The organism is Vibrio sp. SCSIO 43153, assembly GCF_023716625.1.
GTDB classification, from domain to species: domain Bacteria; phylum Pseudomonadota; class Gammaproteobacteria; order Enterobacterales; family Vibrionaceae; genus Vibrio; species Vibrio rotiferianus.
On sequence record NZ_CP071855.1, the window covers coordinates 3,062,051 to 3,074,613 of the forward strand.

The window sequence follows — 12,563 nt, forward strand, 5'->3', positions numbered from 1 at the left end:
GACTTATATAAATAAGAGTATACGTTTGTTGGCATTGAAGCTCTAAGCAGAACCAATCTCTCAGACTAGCGGTAAGGATTGCACAAAATCTCTGCTTAGTTCATGGCAAAGCTCCATCAAACCGTATTCGCGTAAGCACAGAGACCAAAGTGACGTGAATAACAATAATACTTAAATTGATTGGTACTAAGTATGACCCAATTTTTCGCAGCAGCTGGAATTAAAAACCCACACCTTCAAACGCTTTTGCCGCGCTTTATTCGTAAAAAAGCGTTGTTTACCCCTGTGTGGCAAACTCTTGATACCCCTGATGACGATTTTCTAGACTTAGCATGGTCAGAACAACAAGACACTGAAATTGCCCGTAACAAGCCCATTTTTGTTCTGTTCCATGGCCTGGAAGGATGCTTTTATAGCCCTTACGCTAACGGCTTAATGAATGCTTTTTCCAAATCGGGCTGGTTATCGGTGATGATGCACTTCCGCGGTTGCAGCGGTAAGCCAAACAAAAAAGCCCGCGCCTATCACTCTGGTGAAGTGACTGACGCTCGTTTCTTTCTCGAGCAGCTCAATCAGCAGTTTCCCAACACCCCTAAAGTTGCAGTCGGCATTTCCCTTGGCGGTAACATGTTGGCGAACTACTTAGCCCAATACAGAGACGACCCGATTTTAAGTGCAGCAACAATCGTTTCTGCCCCGCTGGATTTATCAGCATGCGCCAACCGCATAGAGCAAGGTTTTTCCAAGGTCTACAAACGCTATTTGCTCTCTTCACTTAAACGTAATGCGCTACAAAAGCACGACTTGATACAAGGGGAACTTGCGCTGTCTTACAGTTCGATCAAACGTGTTACTCGTCTGTATGAATTCGATGATCTCGTCACCGCACCTCTGCACGGATTCAAAGATGCACAAGACTACTATGACCAATGTTCAGGCTTGAGCAAACTGCAGCAGATCACCCTACCAACACTGATCATCCATGCTAAAGATGACCCTTTTATGACTGAAGCAGTAATCCCAAAATTCGTTCTGCCAGACAACATTGATTACCGACTTTACGAAAATGGCGGCCACGTCGGCTTTCTTACTGGTACAGCGCTTAAGCCAAAATTTTGGTTAGAGGAAGCCCTGCCAGCTTATTATGAAAGTATCGCTGCTGAATACCTTTCTACTGTATCCAAACAACAAACACAGTAAACTATTCACGAGTATCAACCGAGGCAGGTAGTACACCATCATCATAAACGTTTGAGGTATTTATGATCATTCCATGGCAAGACATTGCGCCAGAGACATTAGAAAACTTGATCCGCGAATTTGTACTGCGTGAAGGGACGGATTACGGTGCGGTAGAAGTATCATTACAAGATAAAATTGACCAAGTTAAAAATCAGCTCGAGAAGGGGGAGGCAACGATTGTCTTCTCCGAGCTCCATGAAACGGTTGATATTCAACTTAGAGCAAAATAATAACGCCCTCACATTTTACCGTATCCCACTCGATGACACGGGCTTGTTACGTGCTATAGTGGGTTATCGACCGTGCAACATCCGCGTGTTGCACTTTACAGGTAAGTAATTTTCGACAAGGTTTGTCATGTCAGCTAAACACCCAATCATCGCGGTTACTGGCTCCTCTGGAGCTGGCACAACCACGACCTCAGAAGCCTTCCGTAAGATGTTCAATATGATGAACGTTAAACCTGCATGGGTTGAAGGAGACAGCTTCCACCGTTTTACTCGTCCGGAGATGGATGTCGAGATCCGTAAGGCTCGTGAACAAGGTCGACACATCAGCTACTTTGGTCCACAAGCCAATGACTTTCCGGGGCTAGAAGAGTTCTTCCGTAAGTTTGGTGAAGATGGCACTGGCAGCGTGCGCCGCTATCTGCACACTTTTGATGAAGCCGTTCCATACAACCAAATGCCGGGCACCTTTACGCCTTGGCAAGATCTGCCAGAAAACAGCGATGTACTGTTCTATGAAGGTTTACACGGTGGCGTGGTAGATGGTGATGTCAATGTGGCGCGTCACGTTGATTTTCTGATTGGCATGGTGCCGATTGTGAACTTGGAATGGATCCAAAAGTTTGTTCGTGACACGCGCGATCGTGGTCATTCAAGAGAAGCGGTGATGGATTCGATCGTGCGCTCGATGGACGATTACCTAAACTACATTACCCCACAATTTTCTCGTACACATATCAACTTCCAGCGCGTACCGACCGTCGATACTTCTAACCCACTTAACGCCAAAGGCATCCCAAGTTTGGATGAGAGTTTTGTGGTGATCCGCCTACGCGGTATCAAGAATGTCGACTTCCCGTATTTGTTGGCGATGATTGATGGATCATTCATGTCTCGCCATAACACCATTGTGGTTCCTGGCGGCAAGATGAGCTTTGCAATGGAGCTCATAGTAAGGCCAATTCTGCAGCAACTCATCGAAACAGGGAAAATTGGCTAAAAACCTCCCTACTGGAGTGTTTACTTTTCATACCGTGATCATGTGCACAGTTTTGCTTACAAAATCTCAATCATGGCACGATTAAAATCAAGAAATCGTTTCCGAAAAAGGATACTATTTCTAACCGAAACACAAGAGAGCTTGCAGCATATAAAAAGTGCTCTTATTCTAGTAAGCCAATTCAGGCTTAGCTAAAATATGGATAGCGCAAGCGTACCCTGCAGAGGAAGTGAGATATTATGGTTCTAGGTAAACCTCAAACCGACCCAACATTAGAGTGGTTTCTTTCACACTGTCATATTCATAAGTACCCATCAAAGAGCACGCTAATTCACGCGGGCGAAAAAGCAGAGACTTTGTACTACATCGTTAAAGGTTCTGTTGCGGTTCTTATCAAAGACGAAGAAGGTAAGGAAATGATCCTTTCTTACCTAAACCAAGGCGACTTCATTGGTGAGCTTGGTCTATTCGAAGAAGACCAAGAGCGTACAGCTTGGGTTCGCGCTAAATCTCCTTGTGAAGTGGCAGAGATTTCTTTCAAGAAATTCCGTCAACTTATCCAAGTTAACCCAGACATCCTAATGCGCCTTTCTGCGCAAATGGCTCGTCGTCTACAAGTTACTAGCCAAAAAGTGGGTGACCTAGCGTTCCTAGACGTAACTGGTCGTATCGCTCAGACTCTTCTGAACCTTGCTAAACAGCCAGATGCGATGACGCACCCAGACGGCATGCAAATCAAGATCACTCGTCAAGAAATCGGTCAAATCGTTGGCTGTTCTCGTGAGACAGTAGGTCGTATCTTGAAGATGCTAGAAGAGCAGAACCTAATTTCTGCGCACGGTAAGACTATCGTTGTTTACGGGACTCGTTAATCTCGATTAACGTTTAAAAAATTTAAAAGCCACCAAATGCAAGTTTGGTGGCTTTTTCTTTTTTGGGAGTTAGACATTGAGAGTCGAGAGCATTGCACTTCACAACGGACTTCATCCTTTGAGATGAAGCCCTCTCGCCTCATATCTATTAACCGTTGGTACTCTCGAAGATCTTATCTGCCGATGCTGCCACAAATCCTGGGTACAACTCACCGTTATCCATTGGGTAGCGCTTAGCAAACTCGTAGAAGCCTCCAGGAATCACCTCAACGCCTTCAGTAAAGGTCACTGGCACTTTGTCTGCCATGGTCGACGATTGCTCTAGTAGTACCTCTGGCGTGCCTTTTACTTCACCGCCATTCTCGTTGATGGTAAAGCCTACGGTGCGCAGGTGGTCGTTCACTTGCTTTACTTCTTCATGCTGATTGAGTTGATTCACACTCACTGTGAAGTGGTTTGCTCCGTAACCGTGCGCAGCAAGCCAAGAAGCGTATTCACTCTCTTTCGCCAAAGTTTGGAAGTCAGCATAACTAAGGTCCCACAAACGTCCGCCGTACAAGAAGTCACTGCCTGTCAGTTTAGAAGCATCAACCTGCTCTACCAGTTTATGAACAATGGCTTGTAGCTCTGGTGAGCACTCATCCACTTTCAATTCACTGATGAAGACTTTTGGCTGTTTCGGATCTGGGTGCTCAAAATGTTTTGCCACCAGCTTTTTGCTTTCAAATACGTAGTCACCACAGGCTTTATAACCCACCGCTAGGAATGGCTTTGCTAACGTTTCAATGCCTAGGGGAGCGACATTAAACGTACGTAGCGCAATATGGTCATTAATCAGAGGCTCATCTTCTTGAAGAAGTTGATGGACTTTAGCAGCGGAAGGGCAAAGACGTTGAATGTAGTCTTGCCATAGCGATTCAAATAACACATCGGGCGTCATAACGACTCCTTGTTATGAAATGTAGAGTTAGGGGTAAGAGGAAGTTGACCGCTCGTTCACAGCCCTAAAGCTGTCCAGAATCACGAACGAGCGGCCATCAACCTGTGACGGTATGTATGGCATAAGTGCCAGTCAGTCAACACGCTCTGGAGAGTCTTAAGCTCGCCTTTGGCGTTTGCCAGCGCGCTTACCAGAATCCTAACTTGGTAAATAGCTCCGGCAGAGAGAAGCGGCGATACTTTGTCACCACTTCGTGTTTCTCTATTACAGGCTTACACCCGGGCTCAATGTGGCAGGTAAGACCGTCTCTTGTCCTTCCATTGATGCCATTGGGTACGCACAGTAGTCTGCTGCGTAGTAAGCACTTGGACGTAGGTTACCCGACGCCCCCGGACCACCAAATGGTGCATCACCACTTGCGCCTGTTAGCTGGCGGTTACGGTTCACGATGCCTGCGCGAATGTGGTCCACGAAGTATTCCCACTCTTGGTCGTCGGTCGAAACCAGGCCCGCAGATAGACCAAAGCGCGTATCGTTTGCCAGCTCTACAGCTTTCTCTAGCCCTTCGTAGCGCACCACTTGCAGAAGTGGACCGAAGTACTCTTCATCTGGCAAGTCGGAGATGTTCGTCACATCGATGATGCCTGGAGAAACAAACGCCGCTTCGCCTGCTTTCGCTTCAATCAAGCTTTCACCACCCAGTGATTGCAAGTTCGCTTGTGCATCGAGAATGAACTTGGCCGCCGCTAGCGAAATTTGCGGTCCCATGAAAGGCGCAGGCTCTGCAAATGGTTGGTCTACGCGAATATTGAGTGTCGCTTCCACCAGCTTAGTAATGACTGCATCACCCTTGTCGCCAAATGGAATGTATAGACGACGAGCACAAGTACAGCGTTGTCCTGCACTGATGAAGGCAGATTGAATAATGGTGTAAACCGTTGCGTCTAGGTCGCCGTAGTTATCCGAGATAACCATCGGGTTGTTGCCACCCATTTCAAGCGCCAGCATTTTGCCCGGCTGACCAGCAAACTGACGATGGAGAACATGACCTGTGTTTGCACTACCAGTGAACAGCACGCCATCAATGCCTTTCGCATCCGCCAGCGCAATACCAGTTTCTTTCGCGCCTTGGACTAGGTTAATCACACCTTTTGGTAGACCGACCTCTTCCCACAGCTTCATAGCGAGTTCACCCGTCCATGGCGTTTGCTCAGACGGTTTGAAGACTACGGTGTTACCAGCCAGTAGTGCTGGCACGATGTGACCATTTGGCAGGTGACCTGGGAAGTTATAAGGACCAAACACCGCCATCACACCTAGTGGGCGATGACGTAATACAATTTGGTTGCCTGCGGCTTCACGTGTCGCTTCGCCAGTACGGTCGTGGTAAGCACGAATAGAAATCGCAATTTTACCTGCCATCGCTGCCGCTTCGGTGCGTGTTTCCCAGATTGGTTTGCCCGTTTCTTTGGCAATCACTTCGGCGATTTTTTCGCTGTTCTCTTTTACTTTCTCAGCAAAAGCCAACACGATCGCCTCACGCTCTGCAAATGGGCGCTTCTTCCAATCAACAAACGCTTCACGCGCTGCAGACACCGCTTGGTTAACCTGCTCTGCTGTTGCGCCGTTGCCTTGCCAGATCACTTCTTGGTTGTACGGTGACAGAGACGTAAATGCTTCACCCTGACCTTGTACCCATTCACCTGCAATCCAATGTGTCATTGTTTCTATCCTTAAATTCTGTCGTCAGTTACTGCGGAAGAAGGCGAACAAAGTCCCCTTCCTCAACCAAGAGTGCATCCGCCAGTTCTGGGGCTAGCACTACGCTTTGCGTTTCTGCGTCATACGCCGCTTTCGCTGCCGCAGCGCGGAAGTTCTCGAATGACGAGTTACACATCAAGAAGTCTTGTGTGCTGATATGCTCAGAGATTTTGACTTGCGCGCGGAATGAATGGCGTACCGATTCAATATTGCGTAGGTCACACTCCACCGTTGGACCACCATCGAAAATGTCGACGTAACCACGGTTGGTGAAGCCTTCGTTCTCTAGTAGCTTCAAAGCAGGGCGCGTGTTGTCATGCACTTGACCAATCACGGCTTGCGCTTCTGGGCTTAGCAGGTTGATGTAGATTGGCAACTTCGGCATCAAGTCAGCGATAAAGCCTTTCTTGCCGATACCCGTTAGATAATCCGCAAGCGTGAAATCGATTGAGAAGAAATGCTCTTGAAGCCACTGCCAGAATGGCGAGTTACCGTTCTCGTCTGATACACCACGCATTTCAGCAAAGATGGTTTCCGAGAAACGTTCGGGGTGCTCTGCCATCATTAAGAAACGGCACTTAGACATCAGGCGTCCGTTCAAGCCACCACGGAATTTCTCACGTAGGAACAAGGTACAGATTTCACTGTTACCCGTGTAGTTATTACCAAATGTCAGCAGCTTCACCACGTTGTTTACGCCAAGCTTTGGTGATGAGTGCACCACTTTACTGATGTGGTAAGAATAAAAAGGCACATCCCAGCCGATTGAAGCTTCGATACCTGTGGTGCCTGCGACTTCTCCAGTTTCAGATTCAAAGCCCACCATTAGGTAGCCTTCATCACCGGCTTCCTTCACGTCAGGTTTGCCAAAACTGTATTCTGAGTGTTTGATTCGATTGGTTAACAGTTCTTCGTTAACCGGTAGAGATGTAAATCCATGACCTGACTCAACCGCACACGTGTGCAGCGCGTCATAATCCGACATTGCGATAGGGCGAACTACTAGCATCAATACTCCCTCCAGATGCAAGAAGATCCTAACTATATTGTAGGAACAATACCCCCATCAGAGATCCTTGACGGGGGTTCTAGGTTGACAATAAACGGAGATCGCGCTTAAACCAGCGTTGCGATCGCTTTATCCAGCTTAGCCAAACCTTCTTCGATTTCTTGTTGTGTGATAACGAGTGATGGTGTGAAACGTACGACATTGGCACCCGCAACCAATACCATGAGACCTTGTTTACCTGCAGCAACCAGTACGTCACGCGCACGGCCTTGCCACTCTTCATTAAGTGCTGCACCAAGCAGCAGACCTTTACCGCGCACTTCAGAGAAGATGTTGTATTTCGCGTTGATCTTATCTAGACCTTCACGGAACATTGCTTCACGCTCTAGTACGCCAGCCAATACTTCTGGTTTTGTCACTTCTTCAACAACAGCTTCTGCAACCGCACACGCTAGTGGGTTACCACCGTAAGTTGAACCGTGCGTGCCCACTTTCATGTGCTCAGCCAGTTTTGCCGTCGTTAGCATGGCACCGATAGGGAAACCACCACCCAGTGATTTCGCTGTGCTTAGGATGTCTGGCGTGATGCCTAGACCTTGGTATGCGTAGAAGTGACCAGTACGACCGTTACCAGTTTGCACTTCATCGAAAATCAGTAGTGCGTTGTGTTTGTCACACAGTTCACGAACCGCTTGAGCGAACTCAGGTGTTGGGGGAATGATGCCGCCCTCACCTTGCAGAGGCTCCATCATTACCGCACAAGTGCGATCAGACATGTGTGCTTGTAACGCTTCGATATCATTGTAAGGAAGATGTGTTACATCGCCTGGCTTAGGACCGAAACCATCTGAGTAAGCCGCTTGACCGCCCACCGTTACAGTGAAGAAAGTACGACCATGGAAACCTTGTTTGAATGCAATGATTTCCGACTTCTCAGTGCCATGAACGTCTGCTGCGTAACGACGTGCCAGCTTCAGCGCTGCTTCATTCGCTTCTGCACCAGAATTAGCAAAGAACACACGCTCAGCAAAGCTGACTTCTGTTAGCTTCTTCGCCAGTCGCAGTGCAGGCTCGTTAGTCATAACATTACTTAGGTGCCAAAGCTTGTTACCTTGCTCAGTCAATGCGTTCACCATAACTGGGTGACAATGACCAAGACAGCTCACCGCAATACCACCAGCAAAGTCGATGTATTCATTTCCGTCCTGATCCCAAATGCGTGAACCTTCACCTTTTACAGGGATCATTTCCATCGGGTTATAGCAAGGTACCATTACCTCATCGAATAAACCGCGATCTACTTTGTTTTCCGTTGTCATTGCACATTCCTTCTTGATACCGCATGCCTAGCAGATAAGCGAATTTAACCGGCACTCTTTGCCAGCAAATAATGTTTTGCATTTAAGCTATTACGGCATTGTATTTACATTTGATTAACCATTTCAATAGTGATTTATTCTTTTCGCATACCAGCGCAGCACCTCATACTCACTATCTATGATTATTTATGCACCAAGAAACGCAAATAGAGAAGCAATTTTTTATAAAAACCATGCATGGCAAGGTTCAGAAAGAAATGAGAAAAATGAATAGGACTCGCCTAATTAGCAGAACGCATAGTTTTGCATTCCCATTCCAAGGCGAAAAATATGAAGAATTTGTTAAGAAAAGTGATCGCGATCAGATCATTTAGCGCGCTAGAAAGTTCGCAAGTAGCTCATGACCTTGTTCTGTCTTAATCGACTCAGGGTGAAACTGTACCGCATCAATTGGCAGCGTTTTATGCTGATAACCCATGATTTCATCCATGGTTCCATCAGGTAGTTCAGTCCACGCGGTCAATTCAAACACATCTGGCAAAGTGCCATTTTTCACCACAAGAGAGTGGTAGCGGGTTACCGTCAATGGATTGTTGAGGTTTTTAAACACACTACGACCATTGTGACGAATCGGTGATGTCTTGCCGTGCATCACTTGTCGAGCACGTACCACTTCCCCACCAAACACCTGAGCAATCGCCTGATGGCCAAGACAAACACCTAAAATAGGCAACTTACCAGCAAAGTGTTCAATGGCTTGTAGAGAGATACCCGCTTCGTTGGGGGTACATGGCCCTGGAGAGATCACCAAATGGGTTGGGTTGAGTGCTTCAATGCCTTGGATGTCGATTTCATCGTTACGCACCACCTTTACGTCTGCACCAAGTTCGCAGAAGTATTGGTAAAGGTTGTAGGTAAAAGAGTCGTAGTTATCGATGATCAACAACATAAAAGGTCGGTTGCTCCAATCCATTTTGGCAATGCTTACGTAGTGAATCGCCACGTTAATGACAATCAAGGGCGGTATTTTGCTATACCAAGCAAGAAAGGCAAGTTTTTGCTGAATAAAAAGGCCAGCATAGGCTGGCCTTTGGTCTTTACAGCTATTTAGGAACTGTTTGTCAGGAAATAAATCCGCTTAGCGACGACGGAATAAACCTAGACCTAGCAGCGCAAGTAGCGCACCGAAGCCAAATGAACCGCCATCATCATCTTCTGATGGGGTCGTGCTCGATGGCTCTAGCGTAACATCGCGAGAATCGCTGAACTTGACCGTGTTACCGGTAGAGTCTGTCACTTTCTCTTCTAGAACGTACTGACCTTCTGCTGGTGCTTGATCGAATTCCACATTTGCACTGCGAGCATCAATGTCTGTTTGCGTCAACGTTGCACTTGCTGTGTAGCCATCTTCATCTGACGTTGATGATGCTGCTTGAGCTGCTTTCGTTAGACTTACCGTCACGATATCACCCACCACTGCGTTTGGCGGCAGACGTACTTCTACAGCCAGGTTGTCACCTGAACTTGGTAGTGTGATGTCCGTATCTGGGAAATCAATCGCGATGATCACTGGATCATGGTCAGACGCTGAGAATGCATCTTTGTACTTCGGCATATCACCTGTGTACTTGCTGCTGTATTCAAACAAGTTACTTTCTAGTGAGTTGATGTGCCAGTCTTCAATCGCCACCACTTTTTGCGCCAAGCTGTTGCTTGCTAATGCGTGGTCTAAGTTACCTAGCTCACCAGAGTAAGTGTATGAGAAAGTATCAGCACCATGCAGCACGGTATTCAGGTTGTGGTAACCGTAGCCTTTTTCAATTTTGGTCTTCTCGACTTGAAGTTCACCACCACCAATGGTTGTGTAAGCTGCAGTGTAGATATCACGGCCGTATTTCTCTTTCGAGTAATCAGTCAGTGTAAGCAGAGGATCTTCCATGCCGTACGCGTTCAGATCACCCATCACTAGCACGTCACCTTCAATGCCTTTCAGAGCGTCACCCACAACGTTAGCAGCTGAAACACGGAAGTTGTTACAGTTACCTTGCAGATCCGCTGGCTCAGAGTCTTCTACGCCTGCGATCCACTCTTCAATACATTCAGAACCTTTCGATTTGAAGTGGTTAACAACAACAGATAGATCTTTACCTGTCTCTTTCACCGTGAAAGTCTGTAGCAAGCTATGACGCTGGTATTTATCGTAAGCAGGGTTACCTTCTGCACCGTCATTACGCGTAATAGTGTTTTCTTCGATGTGTTGCTCTGGTGTCACAATCACTTTCGCCGCTTCTTTTGGCGTCACCGCGTTAGCACGGTATAGGATCGCCACCATGATCGCATCACTACCAAAGTACTCGTCTTGGTATTTATCTTGATCCGCGATTTCAACGTAAGTGTAATGATCTTCTGTATCTTCGATTTCAGCATTCAATGCATCCACCAAGTTCTTCACAGCACTGCTATCACCAAAGCCGTTGTTCTCGACTTCCATCAAACCAATGATGTCAGCGTCCATCTTGTTCATCGCCGCAACGATTTTCGCTTGTTGGATCAGGAACTCGTCTAGGTTAGTCGCACCACGGTTTTGTCCAGTTGGGTTTTCATGACCACTATCAGCTACCGACGTGAAGTAGTTCAGTACGTTGAAGCTTGCAATACGCAAGTCTGAATCCGCAATCACAGGGGCATCTTTACGAGCCACGTCGAAACCTTCACCTGAAGTGACGAAGTTAGTGTTATCGACTTCATTAGTCGCAATCAGGCGGTATTCATTGTAGCTATAAGCTACCACGCCCTGTAGACCTTCTACTCGCGAACCAAGGCGAATATGCTGCTCAGAAGAGCCATCTTGGTCTGCATCTTTAGCAAAATCTGGGTAGTAAGGGATTTGACCGCTTGGCGCTTTACCATCAGATTCTAGGTATACGCGGTTTGCAGCGTTGTCTTTTGCAAGTTCAACCGCTGCATCACTTTCTGCAGCATGCAGTTGAGTCGGTTTAAATAGAGGCGCTTCATGCGAAAGCATCATGTTGTTACGACGTGAATCATAGTCGTAAGAGAAGTTACGAGTCACGAACAAGTCGCTCGCTGATTTCAACTCAACTTGCATGCCTTCATGACGCTCTAGTGCGTCACGTAGAGTCTCGCCTTCTTTGATGATGAGATCGGTAACAAGATCGATATCCGAAGTACCCGTCTTCACATAGCTATTGGCATCAGAAGCAAGCTGAGTATTGCTGTAGTACTCTTGAACCTTACCCTTCACACAAACAACATCGCCTGCTTTTAGGTTGGTATCAGCAGCATCAGTATGGATAAATAAGCCTTCCGAGGTCTTATCGTTGTTGTCGTTCTCTAACGCTTGTAGGTAGAAGCCTTTGGTCAAGCCTGATGTTACTGCCGTGACGACACCAGTAACAAAGTGGTCTTCTTCTGTGATGTACGGGTAGCCATCAATAAATGGAGACGTCGAACCTTCACCTTGAATATCTTGGATAGCAGTAAAGCTCGGTTGTTGACCGTCTACTTCACAAGCGAATGGTGCCGGTGGCTCAGTCGCGTTTAGCTCACCAAGGCCATCAATATTGTCTTTCTCGAACGCCGTCCATTGTGATGCATCATAAGTAGCAGAAGGGGTTAGCGCATCACTGTTACGAACCAATGTGGTGTCTTTACCAAAATCTACGTCACCCATCACACCGATGATGTCGTGCACTTCACCATTTTTAAGCAGCGCGATCGGGTCGTCACCGTTAAAGTTCGCCACGCTTTTATCAGTGATATCCGCTACCGCTTTGATTGCATCGCTCGCATCACCATGAGCCAGTACATACACTTGGTTAGCTTGTAGCGTCACTTGGCTTAGGTCGATTGTGCTGCCCCAAGTACCACCACCGTTTGATGATTTTGCCAGTTCATAGCCTGTTAGCGTTACCGCCGCATCGCCCGTGTTCGCGATTTCAACGGCTTTATTGTATGAACCGCCTTCAACATACTGGGAAAGAATAATTTCAGCATTAGCGTTGGCACTAAGTGCGCTGGCAATCGTCAGTGCAAGTAAAGAGGGTTTGATTAACGTATCCATTGTCGTACCTGATATTAATTTAAATGCAAACTAAGCCCTGAGCAGAGCCCACCATTTGTGCCTACTATCAGGTTTATTTATGAAATAAATAAGAAATACCAGCAAAAGC

At 47.0% G+C, this 12,563-nt stretch carries 11 protein-coding genes; 5 read left to right on the forward strand and 6 right to left on the reverse strand.

The features are described from left to right. Positions 1 to 192 precede the first annotated feature (192 nt). The 4 genes from J4N37_RS14590 (at position 193) to crp (ending at position 3,341) form a co-directional block, all read left to right on the forward strand. Positions 193 to 1,200, forward strand: a complete 1,008-nt coding sequence (locus J4N37_RS14590; RefSeq protein WP_045389421.1) for a hydrolase — start codon at positions 193 to 195, stop codon at positions 1,198 to 1,200. 62 nt (positions 1,201 to 1,262) lie between these two features. After that, positions 1,263 to 1,472, forward strand: a complete 210-nt coding sequence (locus J4N37_RS14595) for a YheU family protein (RefSeq protein WP_171307040.1) — start codon at positions 1,263 to 1,265, stop codon at positions 1,470 to 1,472. A 127-nt stretch (positions 1,473 to 1,599) separates the two neighbouring features. Continuing rightward, positions 1,600 to 2,469 (forward strand): phosphoribulokinase, encoded by an 870-nt coding sequence (locus tag J4N37_RS14600; protein ID WP_252041254.1) that lies wholly within the window; start codon positions 1,600 to 1,602, stop codon positions 2,467 to 2,469. A gap of 239 nt (positions 2,470 to 2,708) precedes the next feature. Continuing rightward, positions 2,709 to 3,341: a cAMP-activated global transcriptional regulator CRP gene (gene crp, locus J4N37_RS14605; RefSeq protein ID WP_005381432.1), complete on the forward strand. Its 633-nt coding sequence runs from the start codon at positions 2,709 to 2,711 to the stop codon at positions 3,339 to 3,341. 148 nt (positions 3,342 to 3,489) lie between these two features. Here the strand turns inward: crp and J4N37_RS14610 are convergent, their stop codons facing one another. The 4 genes from J4N37_RS14610 to J4N37_RS14625 form a co-directional block, all read right to left on the reverse strand. Next, positions 3,490 to 4,281, reverse strand: coding sequence for a DUF1338 domain-containing protein (locus J4N37_RS14610; RefSeq protein ID WP_038892627.1), 792 nt, complete (start codon positions 4,279 to 4,281; stop codon positions 3,490 to 3,492). 264 nt (positions 4,282 to 4,545) lie between these two features. Further along, complete coding sequence (gene astD, locus J4N37_RS14615) at positions 4,546 to 6,003, reverse strand: succinylglutamate-semialdehyde dehydrogenase (protein ID WP_199455535.1); 1,458 nt, start codon at positions 6,001 to 6,003, stop codon at positions 4,546 to 4,548. Between the two features lie 28 nt (positions 6,004 to 6,031). Further along, a complete protein-coding gene (gene astA / locus J4N37_RS14620) occupies positions 6,032 to 7,051 on the reverse strand; it encodes an arginine N-succinyltransferase (protein ID WP_252041264.1) in 1,020 nt (339 codons plus the stop codon). 107 nt (positions 7,052 to 7,158) lie between these two features. Beyond that, on the reverse strand, positions 7,159 to 8,370 hold the full coding sequence (locus J4N37_RS14625) for an aspartate aminotransferase family protein (RefSeq protein ID WP_252041266.1): 1,212 nt from the start codon (positions 8,368 to 8,370) through the stop codon (positions 7,159 to 7,161). Positions 8,371 to 8,558: 188 nt separating this feature from the next. Between J4N37_RS14625 and J4N37_RS14630 the strand changes: the two genes are divergently transcribed. Further along, positions 8,559 to 8,744, forward strand: coding sequence for a hypothetical protein (locus J4N37_RS14630; RefSeq protein WP_182027077.1), 186 nt, complete (start codon positions 8,559 to 8,561; stop codon positions 8,742 to 8,744). Here the strand turns inward: J4N37_RS14630 and J4N37_RS14635 are convergent. Continuing rightward, entirely contained in the window at positions 8,741 to 9,319 is a 579-nt protein-coding gene (locus J4N37_RS14635; protein ID WP_038884071.1) for an aminodeoxychorismate/anthranilate synthase component II, read from the reverse strand. The genes J4N37_RS14630 and J4N37_RS14635 overlap by 4 nt on opposite strands. Positions 9,320 to 9,508: 189 nt before the next feature. Further along, complete coding sequence (locus J4N37_RS14640; protein WP_252041268.1) at positions 9,509 to 12,454, reverse strand: ExeM/NucH family extracellular endonuclease; 2,946 nt, start codon at positions 12,452 to 12,454, stop codon at positions 9,509 to 9,511. Between the last annotated feature and the right edge of the window lie 109 nt (positions 12,455 to 12,563).

What these genes read in the sequence shown, in the direction of transcription:
- J4N37_RS14590 (WP_045389421.1), top strand. Translation starts at nt 193, where the DNA reads ATGACCCAATTTTTCGCAGCAGCTGGAATTAAAAACCCACACCTTCAA.
- J4N37_RS14595 (WP_171307040.1), top strand. Translation starts at nt 1,263, where the DNA reads ATGATCATTCCATGGCAAGACATTGCGCCAGAGACATTAGAAAACTTG.
- J4N37_RS14600 (WP_252041254.1), top strand. Translation starts at nt 1,600, where the DNA reads ATGTCAGCTAAACACCCAATCATCGCGGTTACTGGCTCCTCTGGAGCT.
- crp (WP_005381432.1), top strand. Translation starts at nt 2,709, where the DNA reads ATGGTTCTAGGTAAACCTCAAACCGACCCAACATTAGAGTGGTTTCTT.
- J4N37_RS14610 (WP_038892627.1), bottom strand. Translation starts at nt 4,281, where the DNA reads ATGACGCCCGATGTGTTATTTGAATCGCTATGGCAAGACTACATTCAA.
- astD (WP_199455535.1), bottom strand. Translation starts at nt 6,003, where the DNA reads ATGACACATTGGATTGCAGGTGAATGGGTACAAGGTCAGGGTGAAGCA.
- astA (WP_252041264.1), bottom strand. Translation starts at nt 7,051, where the DNA reads ATGCTAGTAGTTCGCCCTATCGCAATGTCGGATTATGACGCGCTGCAC.
- J4N37_RS14625 (WP_252041266.1), bottom strand. Translation starts at nt 8,370, where the DNA reads ATGACAACGGAAAACAAAGTAGATCGCGGTTTATTCGATGAGGTAATG.
- J4N37_RS14630 (WP_182027077.1), top strand. Translation starts at nt 8,559, where the DNA reads ATGCACCAAGAAACGCAAATAGAGAAGCAATTTTTTATAAAAACCATG.
- J4N37_RS14635 (WP_038884071.1), bottom strand. Translation starts at nt 9,319, where the DNA reads ATGTTGTTGATCATCGATAACTACGACTCTTTTACCTACAACCTTTAC.
- J4N37_RS14640 (WP_252041268.1), bottom strand. Translation starts at nt 12,454, where the DNA reads ATGGATACGTTAATCAAACCCTCTTTACTTGCACTGACGATTGCCAGC.